The organism is Novosphingobium aromaticivorans DSM 12444 (genome assembly GCF_000013325.1).
Classification (GTDB): domain Bacteria; phylum Pseudomonadota; class Alphaproteobacteria; order Sphingomonadales; family Sphingomonadaceae; genus Novosphingobium; species Novosphingobium aromaticivorans.
Window position 1 is genome coordinate 1 of sequence record NC_007794.1, and the last position, 15,898, is coordinate 15,898.

Annotated in this window: 19 protein-coding genes; 12 read left to right on the plus strand and 7 right to left on the minus strand. The window is 65.5% G+C overall.

Features of this window, described 5'->3' with window-relative positions; all coding sequences use genetic code 11:
- The first annotated feature begins 125 nt into the window (after positions 1–125).
- Positions 126–1,520 carry a chromosomal replication initiator protein DnaA gene (gene dnaA / locus SARO_RS00005; RefSeq protein WP_176929321.1) on the plus strand — a complete coding sequence of 465 codons (1,395 nt, stop codon included), beginning with the start codon at positions 126–128 and terminating at the stop codon, positions 1,518–1,520.
- Between the two features lie 108 nt (positions 1,521–1,628).
- A complete protein-coding gene (locus SARO_RS00010) occupies positions 1,629–2,423 on the plus strand; it encodes a HesA/MoeB/ThiF family protein (protein WP_011443665.1) in 795 nt (264 codons plus the stop codon).
- Here the strand turns inward: SARO_RS00010 and SARO_RS00015 are convergent.
- The gene (locus tag SARO_RS00015) at positions 2,412–3,122 is read right to left on the minus strand and encodes an NAD-dependent deacylase (protein WP_041550560.1); all 711 of its coding nucleotides are present in this window, start codon (positions 3,120–3,122) and stop codon (positions 2,412–2,414) included. The two genes, SARO_RS00010 and SARO_RS00015, sit on opposite strands and share 12 nt — an antisense overlap.
- 35 nt (positions 3,123–3,157) lie before the next feature.
- Between SARO_RS00015 and dapB the strand changes: the two genes are divergently transcribed.
- Genes dapB through SARO_RS00035 form a run of 4 tightly spaced genes read left to right on the plus strand, consistent with a single transcriptional unit; the run spans position 3,158 to position 6,211 of the window.
- Positions 3,158–3,886 (plus strand): 4-hydroxy-tetrahydrodipicolinate reductase, encoded by a 729-nt coding sequence (gene dapB / locus SARO_RS00020; protein WP_011443667.1) that lies wholly within the window; start codon positions 3,158–3,160, stop codon positions 3,884–3,886.
- 59 nt (positions 3,887–3,945) lie between these two features.
- Positions 3,946–5,124: a M48 family metalloprotease gene (locus tag SARO_RS00025; RefSeq protein WP_011443668.1), complete on the plus strand. Its 1,179-nt coding sequence runs from the start codon at positions 3,946–3,948 to the stop codon at positions 5,122–5,124.
- Positions 5,121–5,816 carry an endonuclease III gene (gene nth / locus SARO_RS00030; protein WP_011443669.1) on the plus strand — a complete coding sequence of 232 codons (696 nt, stop codon included), beginning with the start codon at positions 5,121–5,123 and terminating at the stop codon, positions 5,814–5,816. The genes SARO_RS00025 and nth overlap by 4 nt, the downstream gene beginning before the upstream one ends.
- Positions 5,813–6,211: a hypothetical protein gene (locus SARO_RS00035; protein WP_011443670.1), complete on the plus strand. Its 399-nt coding sequence runs from the start codon at positions 5,813–5,815 to the stop codon at positions 6,209–6,211. Before nth ends, SARO_RS00035 begins: the two co-directional genes overlap by 4 nt.
- A gap of 32 nt (positions 6,212–6,243) precedes the next feature.
- On the opposite strand, the gene SARO_RS00040 is transcribed toward SARO_RS00035, so the two are convergent.
- Both SARO_RS00040 and aroC read right to left on the minus strand, forming a co-directional pair.
- A complete protein-coding gene (locus SARO_RS00040; protein WP_011443671.1) occupies positions 6,244–7,563 on the minus strand; it encodes a dicarboxylate/amino acid:cation symporter in 1,320 nt (439 codons plus the stop codon).
- 128 nt (positions 7,564–7,691) lie between these two features.
- Positions 7,692–8,762 (minus strand): chorismate synthase, encoded by a 1,071-nt coding sequence (gene aroC / locus SARO_RS00045; protein ID WP_011443672.1) that lies wholly within the window; start codon positions 8,760–8,762, stop codon positions 7,692–7,694.
- Positions 8,763–8,835: 73 nt separating this feature from the next.
- Here aroC and SARO_RS00050 point away from each other — a divergent pair, with 73 nt between their 5' ends.
- Genes SARO_RS00050 through SARO_RS00065 form a run of 4 tightly spaced genes read left to right on the plus strand, consistent with a single transcriptional unit; the run spans position 8,836 to position 10,571 of the window.
- Positions 8,836–9,147 (plus strand): antibiotic biosynthesis monooxygenase family protein, encoded by a 312-nt coding sequence (locus SARO_RS00050; protein ID WP_011443673.1) that lies wholly within the window; start codon positions 8,836–8,838, stop codon positions 9,145–9,147.
- The gene (locus SARO_RS00055) at positions 9,144–9,491 is read left to right on the plus strand and encodes an arsenate reductase (protein WP_011443674.1); all 348 of its coding nucleotides are present in this window, start codon (positions 9,144–9,146) and stop codon (positions 9,489–9,491) included. The genes SARO_RS00050 and SARO_RS00055 overlap by 4 nt, the downstream gene beginning before the upstream one ends.
- Before the next feature lies 1 nt (position 9,492).
- Positions 9,493–10,056, plus strand: coding sequence for a nicotinamide riboside transporter PnuC (gene pnuC, locus SARO_RS00060; RefSeq protein WP_011443675.1), 564 nt, complete (start codon positions 9,493–9,495; stop codon positions 10,054–10,056).
- Positions 10,050–10,571, plus strand: a complete 522-nt coding sequence (locus SARO_RS00065; RefSeq protein ID WP_011443676.1) for an AAA family ATPase — start codon at positions 10,050–10,052, stop codon at positions 10,569–10,571. The genes pnuC and SARO_RS00065 overlap by 7 nt, the downstream gene beginning before the upstream one ends.
- A gap of 67 nt (positions 10,572–10,638) precedes the next feature.
- Here SARO_RS00065 and SARO_RS00070 read toward each other — a convergent pair whose 3' ends face one another.
- From SARO_RS00070 to SARO_RS00085, 4 genes are all read right to left on the minus strand, one after another.
- Complete coding sequence (locus SARO_RS00070; protein WP_011443677.1) at positions 10,639–11,079, minus strand: ExbD/TolR family protein; 441 nt, start codon at positions 11,077–11,079, stop codon at positions 10,639–10,641.
- A gap of 42 nt (positions 11,080–11,121) precedes the next feature.
- Positions 11,122–11,652: an ExbD/TolR family protein gene (locus tag SARO_RS00075; protein WP_083760744.1), complete on the minus strand. Its 531-nt coding sequence runs from the start codon at positions 11,650–11,652 to the stop codon at positions 11,122–11,124.
- Between the two features lie 119 nt (positions 11,653–11,771).
- The gene (locus SARO_RS00080; RefSeq protein ID WP_011443679.1) at positions 11,772–12,521 is read right to left on the minus strand and encodes a MotA/TolQ/ExbB proton channel family protein; all 750 of its coding nucleotides are present in this window, start codon (positions 12,519–12,521) and stop codon (positions 11,772–11,774) included.
- Between the two features lie 73 nt (positions 12,522–12,594).
- A complete protein-coding gene (locus SARO_RS00085; protein WP_011443680.1) occupies positions 12,595–13,257 on the minus strand; it encodes an energy transducer TonB in 663 nt (220 codons plus the stop codon).
- A gap of 344 nt (positions 13,258–13,601) precedes the next feature.
- On the opposite strand from SARO_RS00085, the gene SARO_RS00090 reads away from it, so the two are divergent.
- Positions 13,602–14,504 carry a hypothetical protein gene (locus SARO_RS00090; RefSeq protein ID WP_011443681.1) on the plus strand — a complete coding sequence of 301 codons (903 nt, stop codon included), beginning with the start codon at positions 13,602–13,604 and terminating at the stop codon, positions 14,502–14,504.
- A gap of 72 nt (positions 14,505–14,576) precedes the next feature.
- Positions 14,577–15,884 carry a homoserine dehydrogenase gene (locus tag SARO_RS00095; RefSeq protein ID WP_011443682.1) on the plus strand — a complete coding sequence of 436 codons (1,308 nt, stop codon included), beginning with the start codon at positions 14,577–14,579 and terminating at the stop codon, positions 15,882–15,884.
- Positions 15,885–15,898: the final 14 nt, after the last annotated feature.

Below are 15,898 nucleotides of genomic sequence, written 5' to 3' on the forward strand. Positions count from 1 at the left end.
AGTCGGGGCATCGACGTGTGAAGATGGAAGAATTCGCAGGGGGAGCCTTGGCCCGTGGCGTGAACAGCGCTGCCAATTCAGGCGGCGAGCGCGCACAGGCAGGCAAGAAGGGACGTGAAAGCAACATGATCGAAGACCAGGAAGCGCTGGATCTGGCTGCCGACTGGGCCGACATCAGCCAGGGCCTCAAGAAGGACCTGGGGCCGCAACTCCACGCCCAGTGGATCAAGCCGATCCAGCTCGGCTCGTTCTGCAAGGAAACCGGCACGCTCGACCTGTTCCTGCCGACCGAATTCTCCGCCAACTGGGTTGCAGATCGCTTTGCCGATCGCCTCAGCCTGGCGTGGAAGATTGCCCGCTCGGAAGTGCGGCAGGTGCGCATCACCGTTCACCCACGCCGTCGTTCGATGCCGGAACTGCGCGTCGGCGCGGCGCCGACCGCCCCGAGCCGCGCCGCGACGCTCGCCGCCACGTCGCCCGTGATGGTCGATTCGGCGCTTTCGGGCCTCGACCCCTCGCTGACCTTCGCGGAATTCGTCTCGGGTTCGGCCAACGTGCTGGCGGTCAACGCCGCGCAGCGCATGGCAGCCATCGAGGCGCCGCAGTTCTCGCCGCTCTACCTCAAGGGCTCGACCGGCCAGGGCAAGACCCACCTGCTTCACGCCATCGGCCACGCCTTTGCCGCCAACAAGCCGGGCGCCCGGATCTTCTACTGCTCGGCCGAACGGTTCATGATCGAATTCGTCCAGGCCATGCGCTCGAACGAGATGATCGAGTTCAAGTCTCGGCTGCGCGGATTCGACATGCTGCTGGTCGACGACATCCAGTTCATCATCGGCAAGGCTTCGACGCAGGAGGAATTCCTCCACACGATCGACGCGCTGATGAGCGCGGGCAAGCGACTCGTCGTTGCCGCCGACCGTGCGCCCCAGGCGCTCGACGGGGTCGAACAGCGCCTGCTCTCGCGCCTGTCGATGGGCCTCGTTGCCGATATCCAGCCAGCCGACATCGAACTGCGCCGCAAAATCCTCGAACACCGCCTCGCCCGCTTCGGCAACACGCAGGTGCCTTCGGACGTGGTCGAGTTCCTCGCCCGCACGATCAACCGCAACGTGCGCGAACTGGTGGGCGGGCTCAACAAGCTGATCGCCTATGCCCAGCTCACCGGCCAGCCGGTCTCGCTGCAACTGGCGGAAGAACAGTTGACCGATATCCTCTCGGCCAACCGCCGCCGCATCACCATCGACGAGATCCAGCGCACGGTCTGCCAGTTCTACCGCGTCGACCGCACCGAAATGGCCAGCAAGCGCCGCGCCCGCGCGGTCGTTCGTCCGCGCCAGGTGGCGATGTACCTTGCCAAGGTGCTGACGCCGCGCTCTTATCCGGAGATCGGCCGCAAGTTCGGCGGTCGCGACCACTCCACCGTGATCCACGCGGTCCGTCTGATCGAGGAACTGCGCGCCCGCGATGCCGACATGGACGGCGACGTGCGCACGCTCCTGCGCCAGCTTGAGGACTGAACAGGCTTTCCCTGGCCGGTCCATCGGTTTTCCCGGGGTTTTGCACAGACATGGCCCGGAGGCGCGCAATGCTCGCCTTCGGGCCGTTTTGCATCTAGATGCGCTCCCATGACGACGCCTGCCCTCTCCCCGGCTCTCACGCCGGACCGTCTTGACCGCTTCGCCCGCCATATCGTCCTGCCCGAAGTGGGCGCGATCGGGCAGGCTCGGCTGGCCGCGAGCCATGTCGTGCTGGTCGGCATGGGCGGCATCGGATCGCCGGCGCTCCAGTATCTTGCGGGCGCGGGCGTCGGCAGGCTCACGCTGATCGACGACGACGTGGTCGAAGCATCGAACCTCCAGCGCCAGACGATCTATACCGAAGAAGACCTCGGCAAGCCCAAAGCGCAAGCGGCGGCAGCATGGGTCGCGCGGTTCGATCCGGCGCTCGAGGTCGTACATCACGTCACCCGCATCGGGCGGGAGAATGCCGCGGACCTAATCGCCGGAGCCGACGTCGTGCTCGACGGTTCGGACAACTTCGCCACGCGCCTGTCGGTTTCGGACGCCTGCGTTTCGGTAGGGGTAGCGCTCTCCAGTGTCGCTTTAGGTCGCTTTCAGGGACAGGTGGCGAATTTCGCCGGGCACCGTCCGGGTGAGGCCTGCTACCGCTGTTTCGTGGGCGATGCCTTCGATGCCGAGGACTGCGACACATGCGCCGACCTTGGGGTGCTGGGCGCGATGGTCGGCATGATCGGCGCATTCGGAGCGATGGCGGCGATGCGGGTACTGCTGGAAGGCGTCAGCACGCTGGGCGACCCGCAATGGGGCCAACTCCACGTATTCGACGGCCTCAAACCCAGCCTGAGAACCATGCGCATCGCCCGCGATCCCGAATGTCGGGGCTGCACTTCAGGCCAGTAGCTCGTCGACCCAGGCGGTCACCGTCTCGGTCGCCGGACCAAGCCGCGTCTCGTGGAACCAGGCCGACCCCTGAGAGCGTTCCAGATTGAGTTCGAGTGTCTGAAGGCCCAGTTCGCGTGCGGTGCGCACGAAACCGGCCGCCGGATAGACTGCGCCCGAAGTGCCGATCGAAACGAACAGGTCTGCCTCCGCCAGCGCGTCGTGGATCTCGTCCATGCGATAGGGAATCTCGCCGAACCAGACGATATCGGGCCGCAGCGCCGGCATGGCGCAGGCCGGGCATGGTGGGCGGTGGAGCAACGGCCCGGTCCAGCGGTGGCGCGCGTCGCAGGCGGTGCACCAGGCACTGAGGTGTTCGCCATGCATGTGCAGCACGTTGATGGCACCGCCCCGCTCGTGGAGGTCGTCGACGTTCTGGGTGACGATCAGGACCTCTCCGGCCGTCTTCCTCGGCCATTCCCGGTCGAGCCGGGCAAGCGCATGATGCGCGACGTTCGGTTCCTTCGTCTGGATCGCCTCGCGCCGCATGTCGTAGAAGCGCAGGACAAGCTCGGGGTCGCGCGCGAAGGCTTCGGGCGTCGCGACGTCCTCGACCCGGTGGTTTTCCCAAAGGCCGCCGGCTCCACGGAAGGTGTCGATGCCGGATTCGGCGGAAATTCCGGCGCCGGTGAGAACGACGATATTGCGCGGGCGTTTCATCGCGACCATGAAGCACGCCACGCAAGGGGTAAGCAATGGCCAGAATCGGAATCATCGGCAGCGCGGGGCGCATGGGCAATGCATTGCAGGCGGCAGTGGCTGCGGCAGGGCACGACTTTGCCGGCGGCATCGACAAGGGCGGAGATCCGCTTGAACTGGCAAAGGCCAGCGACGTGCTGGTCGACTTCTCCGCACCCGGCGCGCTCGAGTTCAATCTCGACGCCGCAATCCATGCAGGCGTGCCGATCGTGGTCGGAACGACGGGTCTCGAGGAACGCCATCACTGGCTGATCGATGCAGCCGCAGTCAGCGTGCCCGTGCTGCAGACCGGCAATACCTCGCTTGGCGTCACGCTGCTGGCCCATCTCGTGCGCGAGGCCGCCGCGCGCCTTGGCGAGGACTGGGACATCGAGATCGTCGAGACCCATCACCGCATGAAGGTGGATGCCCCGTCGGGCACCGCGCTGCTGCTGGGCGAAGCGGCCGCAAAGGGGCGCGGCGTCAGCCTGGCCGAGGAGGCCGTTCGCGGGCGCGACGGCATCACCGGTGCGCGCAAGGCTGGCACGATCGGCTTTGCCGCCCTGCGCGGCGGATCGGTCGCGGGCGACCATTCGGTCCACTTCCTTGCCGACAACGAGCGTTTGACCTTCTCGCATCTTGCCGAGAACCGCGCGATTTTCGCCAAGGGCGCGATCCGGGCAGCGCAGTGGCTGCTCGATCAGGAGCCGGGTCGCTACACGATGCCCGAAGTCCTCGGCCTCTGACCCAATTGCCAATTCCGATCCGTACTGTACTATTTCAGTAATACAGTACGGGAGGAACCATGGCACTCGATCCTGCAACCGAAGCGGCGCGGCTGGTAGACAGTCTTGGCGCCGAGCAACTGGCGCTGGCGGCGTCCTACACGCGTGGCAACGAATGGCTGACCGTGGCCGGCGTAGCCATATCGCTGGTGCTAGCGTGGATCATCGTGCGCCTGCGTGTGCTGGACTGGCTGGCGGCCAGGGTCGCCCGCTGGCCGCGCGTAGCGGCGACATTCACGGTATCCTTCGGCTTCTTCCTGATCGCCGACGTGCTGCGCCTGCCCGTCACCGTCTGGACCGACTGGTGGCGCGAAAAGTCCTACGACATGACCGACCAGCCGCTGGGCGATTTCCTGTTCCAGTACGCGCTCGCCGGAGTGATCGAGTTCGCGATAAGCGCGATCTTCGTGGTGGGCGTGTTCTGGCTGGTGCGGCGATCGCCGCGCCGCTGGTGGCTGTGGACGGGCGGACTGGCCGGAGGCGGAGCGGCGGCGTTGCTACTGCTTGGCCCGGCGTTGATCCAGCCGATGTTCAACACCTTCCAGCCAGTGCCTCCGGGGCAGGTGCGCACCGCGCTCGAGGCGATTGCGGATGACGTTGGCATCCCGCACGACCGCATCTTCATGTACGACGGCTCCCGCCAGTCAGCCAACTTCACCGCGAACGTGTCGGGCATCGGCCCTGCGGCCCGGATCGCTATTGCCGACGTCGCGCTCAAGTCCGCCTCGCTCGACGAAGTGCGCGCCGTGACCGCGCACGAGGCGGGACACTACAAGCTGGGCCACGTCTGGCGGCACCTCGTTGTCATGCCGCTGATCGCGGTGCTGGTGGCATTCCTCATCGGCCGACTCTACCCGTGGACGGCGCAAAGGCTGGGCGCCACGGCGCCGCTGGGCGATCCTGTGGGGCTGCCGGTGTTCATGGCGCTCGTATCTGTCCTGACGCTGTTCACCCTGCCCGCGGTCAACAGCCTCACCCGCATGGGCGAGGCAGAGGCCGACGCCTTTGCCATGCAGACAGTGGGCCTGCCCGACGCCATGGCGGGAGCCTTGCTCAAGACCGCCGAATACCGCTATCCCCGGCCACATCCGCTGGAGGAAGCGATCTTCTATACCCACCCTTCGGTCGAACGTCGCATCGAGGCGGCGATGGCCTGGAAGGCAGGGCGTGGCGGTGCGAACATGACCGGGGTCCAATGACGCGCGACCAGATATTCGAGTTCTTCCGCCGACTTGCCGAGGCAAACCCCTCGCCCGAGACCGAGCTGGAGTTCGGCAACGTCTACCAGTTGCTGGTCGCGGTGACGCTTTCGGCGCAGGCGACCGACGTCGGCGTCAACAAGGCCACCCGCAAGCTGTTCCAGATCGTCAAGACGCCGCAGGACATGCTGGATCTTGGCGAGGAAGGCCTGAAGGAACACATCAAGACCATCGGCCTGTTCAATTCCAAGGCCCGGAACGTCATGGCCATGGCCGAAATTCTCGTGCGCGAGCATGGGGGCGAAGTGCCGGCCGACCGCGACCTGCTGACCGCGTTGCCAGGCGTGGGCCGCAAGACCGCCAACGTCGTGCTGAATTGTGCGTTCGGCGCGGAAACATTTGCGGTCGACACACATATCTTCCGCGTGGGCAACCGCACCGGCCTTGCGAAGGGCAAGACGCCGCTGGCGGTGGAGAAGCAGCTCGAGCGCAAGGTCCCCGGTCCGTTCAGGGTCGGTGCGCACCACTGGCTGATCTTGCACGGCCGCTATGTCTGCAAGGCGCGTACGCCCGAATGCTGGCATTGCGGGGTGGTTGACCTTTGCGGCTACAAGGCGAAGGTTCTGGAAAAGGGGGCAATGCCGGCTGGCGCGAAGAAGGCGGTGGCCGTCAAGAAGGAGAGCAAGGCATGAAGCGCATGACTCCGGTCCTTTTCGCCGCCGCATTGGCGCTTTCCGGCTGTGCCGCCCAGGGCGGATCGGGCAACGACGGTCACGGCAAGGACGTTCCCGCAGCCCGCGTCGTCGGCAAGGCGGTAAGCTGCATCCCGATCACCTCGATCCGCGAAAGTCGTGTCCGCGACGACTGGACGATCGACTTCCGCACCGACGGCAATCGCTGGTACCGCAACACGCTGCCAAACCGCTGCAACGGTCTCGGCTTCGAGCGGGCGTTCAGCTACTCGACCTCGCTGAGCCAGCTTTGCGGTGTCGACATCATCACGGTGATCTCGAACACCGGCAGCGGCCCGCTGACGCGCGGGTCCTGCGGGCTAGGCGATTTCACGCCGGTGGAACTGGCGAAGTAGCGCACGAAGGCCCCCCGCCGGGAGGGCCACGATCAATCCTCGTAGTTGGCCGGGTCCAGGTTGAGCCCGGCGCGGCCATCGGCCGCCGTGTGCGAAGGCGCGTGCAACGGTTCCGCGTCCGGATCGAGCGGCGGCTGGAGCATGCCTTCCCACTTGGTCACGACCGACGTCGCCACGGCATTGCCCACGACGTTGGTGGCAGAGCGGCCCATGTCGAGGAAATGGTCCACGCCCAGCACCAGGGCGATGCCTTCGACCGGCAGGCCGAACTGGTTCAGCGTCGCCGCGATCACGACGAGGCTGGCGCGCGGGACGCCGGCAATGCCCTTGGACGTGACCATCAAGGTCAGCAGCATGACAATCTGGCTCGTGACCGGAAGCTCGATGCCATAGGCCTGGGCGATGAAGATCGCGGCGAAGCTGGTGTAGATCATCGAGCCGTCGAGATTGAAGCTGTAGCCCAGCGGCAGGACGAAGCCCGAGATGCGGCGCGGGATGCCGAACCGGTCGAGCTGCTCGAACAGCTTGGGCAGCGCGGCTTCCGAGCTCGCGGTCGAATAGGCCAGCAGCAGCGGTTCGCGGATGTAGCGAATCAGCGTGAAGATGCGTCCGCGCAGGAAGATCGCGCCCGCGCTCAGCAGCACGACCCACAGGATCAGCATTGCAAGATAGAACGAACCGACGAGCTTGCCGTAAGTGACGATGATGCCAAGCCCTCGCACCGCGATGACCGAGGAGATCGCGCCGAAAACCGCAAAGGGGGCAAAGCGCATGACATAGCCGGTGACGGTCAGCATGACTTGCGCCAGCGCCTCGGCCCCGCGCACCAGCGGCGCGCCCTTCTCGCCCACGGCGGACAGCGCGATGCCGGCGAAGAGCGAGAAGACGAGGACCTGCAGGATGTCGTTCTTGGCCATCGCCTCGATCGGGCTGGCCGGGAACACCGAGAGGACGAAATGGCGAAAGGTGAAGTCGCCGGTGGCGAGTTCGCCAAGCTCACCGGTCGGCGTGAGTTCCAGCCCCACCCCCGGGCGCAGCAGGTTCACCAGCAAGAGGCCGAGACTGATCGAGACGAAGCTGAAGGTGATGAACCACGCCAGCGAGCGCCCGCCGATGCGGCCCAGCGCCGCACTGTCTCCCATGCTGGCGATGCCGGTGACGATGGTCGCCAGGACCAGCGGGGCAACAATCATCTTGATCAGGCGCAAGAACACGTCGGGCAGGAGCTTGAGCGTGTCGGCGGTGTAGGCGAGCGTCTCGTCACCCTTGGGATAGGCGGTGTTCAGGGCATAGCCCACGACGATGCCAAGCAGCATGCCGATCAGGATGTAGAGGGTAAGGCGCCTGGCCAAAACGAAAGCTCCCCGCACAGTGTGCCGACCGGCACGATGCGGTCCGCAAGATTGTTGCGAGAGAGACTAACGACCTTTCACGCGCGGCTCAACCGCAACCGGGGCCGATATGGCGCACGCCGCGCGGATCAACCGCCGCACTGGCCGCGGTGAAGCAGTTTCTGGTCCGCCAGGACGAGCGCCATCATCGCCTCGACCACGGGCACGCCGCGAATGCCCACGCAGGGATCGTGGCGGCCTTTGGTCAGCAACTCGGTCGCCTCGCCCTCGCGCGTGATCGTGGGCATCGGCGTGAGAATCGACGAAGTCGGCTTGAACGCCACGCGAACCGTCACCGGCTGGCCGGTGGATATGCCGCCCGCGATGCCGCCGGCATGGTTGGCAAGGAATTCCGGAACGCCAGCGCCCGGCCGCATCGGATCGGCATTGCCTTCGCCGGTATTGCGCGCGGCGGCAAAGCCATCGCCGATCTCAACGCCCTTGACCGCGTTGATGCCCATCATCGCATGGGCCAGTTCGGCATCGAGCTTGGCGTAGAGCGGCGCGCCCCAGCCGGCCGGTACGCCGGTTGCGACGCATTCGACCACCGCGCCGAGCGAGGAGCCAGACTTGCGGGCATCGTCGACCAGCTTCTCCCAACGGGCCGCGGCCCAGGAATCCGGGCAGAAGAACGGGTTGCGGGCGATCTCTGCCGCATCGAAATGGTCCATGTCGATGCGGTCACCGCCGATCTCGCTGACCCAGGCCAGGATCGAGACTTCCGGGATCACGAGGCGGGCAACGGCGCCCGCGGCTACGCGCGCAGCCGTTTCCCGCGCCGAGGAACGCCCGCCGCCGCGATAGTCGCGAAAGCCGTACTTGGCGTCATAGGCATAGTCGGCATGGCCGGGGCGATAGGCCTTGGCGACATCGCCATAGTCCTTCGAACGCTGGTCGACGTTCTCGATCATCAGGCTGATCGGAGTGCCGGTGGTGCGGCCTTCGAACACGCCGGACAGGATGCGCACCTGATCCGGCTCCTGCCGCTGCGTGGTGAAGCGCGACTGGCCAGGGCGCCGGGCGTCGAGAAAAGGCTGGATCTGCGCTTCGGTCAGCGCAAGGCCGGGAGGGCAACCGTCGACCACGGCGCCAAGCGCCGGCCCGTGGCTCTCGCCCCAGGTTGTGAAACGGAAGATGTGACCGAAGCTGTTGAGGCTCATGGCCCGCCTTTGTCGCAAGCGCGCGCAAAAGTCCACTGTTGGGCACGGTGCAATCCCGCGCTAGAGAAGCGCGATGTACCTCGTCGTCTTCCGCAACCGCAAGCGCGCCAATATCGACGCTCCCGCCTATTCTCGCGATGCTGCGGACATGGAACGCCTGGCGCGCGAGCAGCCGGGCTTCCTCGGCTTCAAGAGCTATGCTGCCGATGACGGCGAAGTGATTGCCCTGTCGGAATGGGTGGACGAGGACGCGGCGCTGGCATGGCGGCGCATCGCCGCGCATGCCGAAATGCAGGCGCGGGGGCGGTCCGATTACTACGAGAGCTACACCCTGTTTGCGGGGACACCCTCGCGCATCCACCACTTCGACAGGCAGGACAAATGAACGTCACGGTCTATGGCATTCCGAATTGCGACACGGTGAAGAAGGCGCGGGCATGGCTTGATGCCAGGGGCATCGCCTACACGTTTCACGACTACAAGAAGCAGGGAGCCGACCCGGCCCGGATCGCGGCCTGGATCGCCAAGGCGGGGCTGGACAAGGTCGTGAACAAGGCCGGGACGACGTACCGCAAGTTGGACGACGCGCAGAAGGCAGCACTTGGCGCGGAAACTGCGCCGATGGTGCTTGCCGAGCATGCCTCGGTCATCAAGCGTCCGGTCGTCGAGCATCCGGGCGGGCTCCTTGTCGGCTTCAAGGAAGCGGAGTGGGCGGCGGCGCTCGCCTGACGTGAACCCGGTCGAACTTGCGGCGAGCTTGCTCGGCCTTGCCAACATCGCGCTGCTGGTGCGGCGTTCGGTATGGAACTTCCCTTTCGCGCTGGGCTCAGTCTCCTGCACCGGCGTGGTGCTGTGGGAAGCTCGGCTCTATGCCGAAACCGGCCTGCAAGCGTTCTTCTTCGCGACCAACCTGTGGGGCTGGTGGCTCTGGGCCCAGGCACGCGGTGCAGAGGAAAGCGCGGTGCCAGTCCGATGGATGAGCATGCCGGAGCGGATGACCTGGTCAGGAGCGACAACAGTGCTGAGTCTTTCGCTCGGCTGGCTGCTCCACCGTTTCACCAACGCCGCGCTGCCTTTTGCCGACTCCGCCGTGACCGGCGCCAGCATTGCCGCGCAGATTCTGCTCTCGCTGCGCAGGGTGGAGAACTGGGTCCTTTGGGTGGCGATCGACGTGGTCGGCATCGGGCTCTACCTGGCTCGTGGACTTCCGCTCCTCGCGACACTGTACGCGGTGTTCCTCGTGCTGTCGGTGCTGGGCTTGCGCCAATGGACCAAGGCCGCACGATCATGCTGAGAGTGTGTTTCCACGGGGCCGAAAGTACCGGAAAATCGGTGCTGGCTGCACGGCTGCACCACCGCTTCGGCTGGCCATGGGTTCCCGAATACGGCCGCGACTATTGCGAGCGGAACGGCACCGACCTGTCGATGGCGGATCTTCTCGCCATTGCCGAAGGCCACCAGCTGGCGACCGAGGCGCTGGCGACTGGCATGCCCGACGTCCTCATCAGCGACACCGATCAGTTGATGACGGCGGCGTGGGCGGCAATGCTGTTCGACGAGATCCCCGGTGCACTTCTCGCCTATCCGAAGGCAGACCTCTATCTCCTGTTCGAAACGGATGTGCCTTGGTTAGAGGACGGCACGCGCTTGTTCGGGTCGACGGAGGAGCGCCGCAGGTTCGGCCAGCTCGCGGAAACGATGCTCCGGTGCGCCGGCGTTTCCTGGATCCGCGTGGGCGGAAGCTGGGAGGAGCGCGAGGCCAAGGCCATAACCGCTATAGCAGAGGCGTTGGCCGCTCGACGTCGCTGACGAGCATGCAAAAAGGGAGCGGATTGCTCCGCTCCCTTTTCGTGTTCTGCACCTTGCGGCGAGAGACTTACTGGCCAGCCTTCTGGAAGGTGGCGAAGTTCTCGTTGCCGACGAAGCCGAACTTGGTGACCTTCGCGTCCGTGATGATCTTCATCAACTGGTTCGCGATTTCGTAGCTCGCATACTCCTCGGGCTGGAACTGCAGTTCCGGCTCGGGATCGATGCCCTTCGTCGCCTGGATGATCGAGACCAGCTGGCCGGAGTTGACCGGCGCGCCGTTCCAGAGAATCTGGTTGGTCGCGGTCAGCACAAGCTTGTTCTTGATCGGATCGATCGTGACGTTGTTTGGCACCTGCGAAGGCTGCGGAAGGTCGATGTTCACCGCGTGGGTGGCCACCGGGATGGTGATGATGAACATGATGAGGAGAACGAGCATGACGTCGATCAACGGCGTCGTGTTCATTTCCATCATCGGCGAGCCATCATCCTTGCCGCCGCTCATTGCCATGGTTGGTACTCCTGTTCGCTCTCTGGCCCGATACCGTGCGGCTTAGCCGTTCGGATCGACCGGGGTCGAGATGAAGCCGACCTTCGGGTAACCGGCCGACTGGACGTTGTAGATCGCACCGGCGATGCACTTCCAGGGGACGTTCACGTCGCCGCGGATGTGGACTTCGGGGATCTTCTCGGGGTCCATGTTGGCGGCGCCGCCTTCACGCTTCACGATCGCATCAAGGCGATTGAAAGCCTGCTGGTACAGCTCCTGGTTGTCCACCGGGGTCGTGTTGTTGAAATAGACGCGGCACTGGCCGGTGCGCGAGGAACCCTCGTATCCAGGTTCCTTCGGGCTGCGGCCGGCGGCGTCGGTCGAGACGACCGAAAGCATCAGGTTTTCCACCTTGTCCTGCGATTCCTCGCTGGGCAACACAGGCACCTTGAGCTTTTCGATAGTCTGGATCGCGACCGGCACCGCGATGAGGAAGATGATCAGCAGCACCAGCATCACGTCCACGAGCGGCGTGGTGTTGATGTCCGACATCGGGCGTTCTTCTCCGCCAGCGCCGCCTACAGACATTGCCATGGGTTACATCCTATCCGTTCTGAGCCGCGGGAGTGCCGGAGGGGTCCAGGGACGGCCTCCGGCAGGAGACCCGCGTTTCCGGAAAGGGGCCGGCAGCGAACCGCCGGCCCGGTTCTTTCTTACTTCTTGACCGGAGCGGCCGGGGTCGCCGGAGCAGCAGCGATTGCCGGCTTGACGGTGCCCTTCGAGTTGATGTTCGCAAGAACGTCGGTCGAGAAGCCCGAGAGCAGCTCGGCGATGCGCTTGTTGCGAGCCTGCAGCCAGTTGTAGGCAAGCACGGCCGGAACGGCGACGAGCAGACCCAGCGCGGTCATGATCAGAGCTTCACCGACCGGGCCAGCGACCTTGTCGATCGAGGCCGAACCGGCGAGGCCGATGTTGATCAGAGCGCGGTAGATGCCGACCACGGTACCGAACAGACCGATGAACGGCGAGGTTGCACCGACGGTCGCGAGGAACGGCAGGCCGCTGGCCAGACGCGAGTTGATCGAAGCTTCCGAACGGGCGAGCGAGCCGTGCAGCCAGTCGTGGGCTTCGAGGGCGTCGGTCATCTTCGAGTGCTGGTCTTCAGCCGAGATGCCGTCGTCGACGAGCTGGCGCCAGGCCGAGTTCTTGTCGAGCTTCGCAGCGCCTTCACGGAGGGTCGGAGCCTTCCAGAAGGTGGTGCGGATGGTCTTGTACTGGCCGAGGATCTTGTTCTGCTCGAAGAACTTCGTGAACAGAATGAAGAACGAGCCGAACGACATGATGCCAAGGATCACGACGGTGGCGTAGGCGATGAAACCGCCCTGCTGCAGCGCTTCGGCGAAACCGAACTTGTTCTGAGGCGCGGCGCCACCGGCGGCAGCAGCCAGAGTGTAGATGGACATGCGAGTCTTCCTCTTCAATTCAAATCAAAGTGCGTGAAAGCCTGTCGAACGGGCCTTCGTGTCCGTTCCGGGGTCAGTCCTTAGGAATGACCCAGCGGATCGAGTTCGAATACGAGCCCGTGGTCGGGTTGCCCTCGCCATCCATCGCGGGCGCAAAGCGCGCGCGGCGGCGGACGTTCGAGCAAGTCGCCTCGTCAAGATCGGGGCTGCCTGAAGACCTGGTGATCTGGCAGTCCGTAACCTTGCCGTCGGGTCCGACCGTGACACGGAAACCCGTGGTGCCTTCACGCTCTTCGCGAAGCGCACGCGATGGGTAGTCGTTCGACGTCGCCCAGTTGCCGGGGTTACCCTTCGGCGTTGCAGCCTTGGGGGTAAATCGCGGCGGCGGAGGCGCAGCAGGCGGGGCCGGAAGCGCCACCGGTGCCGGCGGAGCCGGAATCGCGGGAGCTTCGTTTACCGTCTGGACCTGCGGCGCCGGCGCGTTGAAGCTGATCGGCGGCGGAGGCGCGACGATCGGCGGCGGCGGCGTATCCTCCTTCGGAGGCGGCGGCGGCGGCGGCTCCTCCGGCGGCTTCTCTTCCTCGATGTTGACCGCCGAGGTCACCTCTTTGACCTTCTTGATCGCCTCGTACGCCAGCCCGGTGACGAGCGCGTAGCCGACGACGACATGAAGAATCGCAACGATGATGAGCGCGGTGATCTTGTTACCGCTCATCTGTTGGTCAGCGTATGCCATTCAGCTCCAATACTCCTGATCGCCCACCCGGGCCCGGAGCACGCAAGACGGCCCTGACCAAGGTGGGGCCGGCGCGCAGGATCACCGTCCCACCCGCAGGCCAATCCAGCAAATTTCAATCCACCCTGCCGGCAACCCGGTCCGCCGACATCAAACCAGGGGGTTTGGCGGCGGCAAGCGTCGGGCTGCTTGTTTTTGGATTGCCCGAACGGGCGCATCTTTAACGGCGAAGCCAAAGCCGCGCAAATGCTTTATCGGTTAACCATCGATTCAGGGTTGCACTGCCTGAAATTGACGGAAAACGAAGCTTGGCTGCCGACCCTCGGGCGGCCGGAGACCCCAGAATGCCGAAGTTTGCTGCACTGCACACCATTGTCGCCGCCGCCGCCCTCAATCTCTGGTCCGGATTCGTTCCGGGGACCGCCCTGGCTCAGCAGCCCATGATTCGCGCCACTGGCACCGCTGTCAGCAGTGTTTCGCCGTCCGCGCCGGACAGCATGACCTATGCCGATCTTGCCGACCTTTCAGACGCATCGGAGGTTGTCCTGCGTGTCCAGGTACGGAAAGCAAGTCGCCTGAAGCCCGAGCAAGCGCCCGGCCTTGCCCCGGGAATGGCGCGCATGCTGGTCGAGGCCAGGACGCAGGCCGTGCTTGCCGGAACGGCCATGGGCGAGGCGGTCAGCTATCTGGCTGACGTACCGCTCGACGCCCGCGGCAAGACGCCCAAGCTTGCCAAGGCGCAGATGATCGTGTTCGCCCGGACAGTGCCGGGACGCCCGGGCGAGTTGCGCCTGGTCGATGGCGGCGCGCAGATCGCATGGACGGCGGAACGCGAGGCGCGGACGCGCGGCATCCTGACCGAGCTGTTGGCACATGGCGCCGCCCCCCGGATCAAGGCCCTGCGCGAGGTGCTGTTCGTGCCCGGCAACCTCGCTGGCGAAGGCGAGACGCAGATCTTCCTGCAGACGGCCACCGGCGCACCGATCTCGCTGTCCGTGGTCCGCCGCCCGGGCTCGGGGCGGACCTGGGGGGTAAGCCTCTCCGAAATCGTCGATCAGGCGGCCCGCCCTCCGGCGCGCGATACGCTTACCTGGTACCGGCTAGCCTGCTTCCTGCCGCAAACGGTGCCCGCGGAGGCCGGGCTTTCCGGCAGCGCGGAAGACCACCGCGCGGCGGAAGAGGACTACGCCTTCGTCCTCGCAGAGCTTGGCACGTGCAGCCGCTCGCGGCCTGCGATCTCCAACTGACGATTCCCGCTGTTGCCCCGCGCGGCCGCCTCCCCTAAGGCCCGCGCGGGAATCCAGACAGACGGGAATGACATGAGCGAACCATTGCGCATCGCGCTGGCCGGACTTGGCACGGTAGGCGGCGGAGTGATCCGGCTGATCGAGGCGAACGCCGATCTGATCGCGCGCCGCGCGGGCCGGCCGATAGTCATTACCACCGTCAGCGCACGCAATCGCGACAAGGACCGCGGCTTCGACGTGTCGCGCTATGCCTGGGAAGACGACATGGTCATCCTCGGCGAGCGTCCTGACGTGGACGTCGTGGTCGAACTCGTCGGCGGCGCCGATGGCCCCGCCTTGGCGCTCGCCCGGACCACGTTCGAGGCCGGCAAGGCTCTTGTCACGGCCAACAAGGCAATGATCGCGCACCACGGCGTGGAACTTGCCACAAAGGCAGAAGCCGCCAAGGTGGCGCTGAAATTCGAGGCTGCGGTCGCTGGCGGCATCCCCGTTATCAAGGGACTCAAGGAAGGCGTCGCCGCCAACGAGATCGCACGGGTCTATGGCATTCTCAACGGCACCTGCAACTACATCCTCTCGACGATGGAAGACACCGGCCGCGATTTCGCCGACGTTCTCGCCGAGGCGCAGGCCAAGGGCTATGCCGAAGCCGACCCGACCTTCGACATCGACGGCATCGACGCCGCGCACAAGCTTTCGATCCTTTCGTCGATCGCCTTCGGCACGGCGGTGGACTTCAAGCCCGTGGCCGCGACCGGCATCCGCCGCGTCCTTGCCGCCGACATCGCGCAGGCAGATGTGCTCGGCTACTATATCCGCCTGATCGGCATGGCCGAGACGGAAATGGACGCTGCGGGCAACCGCCGCCTGTTCCAGCGGGTCCACCCGCACCTCGTCCATCGCGACCATCCGCTCGCCCATGTCGACGGCGCGACCAATGCGGTCGTCGCCGAGGGCAATTTCGTGGGCAGGCTGCTGTTCCAGGGCGCGGGGGCCGGCGATGGTCCGACCGCCAGCGCCGTGGTCGCCGATCTCATCGACATCGCGCGCGGCGACATCGGCGCGCCCTTCTCGATCCCGGTCGCGGAACTGGAAAGGGCAGCTCCGGCCGAAACCGGCCACCGCAGGGGCAAGGCCTATATCCGGTTCAACGTGGCCGATCGTCCGGGCGTGCTGGCCGAAATCACCGCCGCCATGCGCGACGCCGGGGTATCGATCGAGAGCTTCATCCAGAAGGGTGGGCAGGACGATGCACCGGTCATGGTGTCGATGGTCACGCACGAAGGCCCGGAAAGCGCCATCGCCGAAGCACTGCGCCTTCTCGATGGCTCGCCCGTCCTGGCCGAGCCGCCGCTGGTCATGCACATCCTCGGCGAATGAGGCCGCAGAGCCCC

Excerpts from the sequence above, each read along its gene's own strand:
- nth (WP_011443669.1), top strand. The coding sequence starts at position 5,121 with ATGACGCGCGACCAGATATTCGAGTTCTTCCGCCGACTTGCCGAGGCA.
- SARO_RS00065 (WP_011443676.1), top strand. The coding sequence starts at position 10,050 with ATGCTGAGAGTGTGTTTCCACGGGGCCGAAAGTACCGGAAAATCGGTG.
- SARO_RS00075 (WP_083760744.1), bottom strand. The coding sequence starts at position 11,652 with ATGGCAATGTCTGTAGGCGGCGCTGGCGGAGAAGAACGCCCGATGTCG.
- aroC (WP_011443672.1), bottom strand. The coding sequence starts at position 8,762 with ATGAGCCTCAACAGCTTCGGTCACATCTTCCGTTTCACAACCTGGGGC.
- dapB (WP_011443667.1), top strand. The coding sequence starts at position 3,158 with ATGGCCAGAATCGGAATCATCGGCAGCGCGGGGCGCATGGGCAATGCA.
- SARO_RS00055 (WP_011443674.1), top strand. The coding sequence starts at position 9,144 with ATGAACGTCACGGTCTATGGCATTCCGAATTGCGACACGGTGAAGAAG.
- SARO_RS00085 (WP_011443680.1), bottom strand. The coding sequence starts at position 13,257 with ATGGCATACGCTGACCAACAGATGAGCGGTAACAAGATCACCGCGCTC.
- SARO_RS00095 (WP_011443682.1), top strand. The coding sequence starts at position 14,577 with ATGAGCGAACCATTGCGCATCGCGCTGGCCGGACTTGGCACGGTAGGC.
- SARO_RS00080 (WP_011443679.1), bottom strand. The coding sequence starts at position 12,521 with ATGTCCATCTACACTCTGGCTGCTGCCGCCGGTGGCGCCGCGCCTCAG.
- SARO_RS00050 (WP_011443673.1), top strand. The coding sequence starts at position 8,836 with ATGTACCTCGTCGTCTTCCGCAACCGCAAGCGCGCCAATATCGACGCT.
- dnaA (WP_176929321.1), top strand. The coding sequence starts at position 126 with ATGATCGAAGACCAGGAAGCGCTGGATCTGGCTGCCGACTGGGCCGAC.
- SARO_RS00070 (WP_011443677.1), bottom strand. The coding sequence starts at position 11,079 with ATGGCAATGAGCGGCGGCAAGGATGATGGCTCGCCGATGATGGAAATG.
- SARO_RS00025 (WP_011443668.1), top strand. The coding sequence starts at position 3,946 with ATGGCACTCGATCCTGCAACCGAAGCGGCGCGGCTGGTAGACAGTCTT.
- SARO_RS00010 (WP_011443665.1), top strand. The coding sequence starts at position 1,629 with ATGACGACGCCTGCCCTCTCCCCGGCTCTCACGCCGGACCGTCTTGAC.
- SARO_RS00035 (WP_011443670.1), top strand. The coding sequence starts at position 5,813 with ATGAAGCGCATGACTCCGGTCCTTTTCGCCGCCGCATTGGCGCTTTCC.
- SARO_RS00090 (WP_011443681.1), top strand. The coding sequence starts at position 13,602 with ATGCCGAAGTTTGCTGCACTGCACACCATTGTCGCCGCCGCCGCCCTC.
- SARO_RS00015 (WP_041550560.1), bottom strand. The coding sequence starts at position 3,122 with ATGAAACGCCCGCGCAATATCGTCGTTCTCACCGGCGCCGGAATTTCC.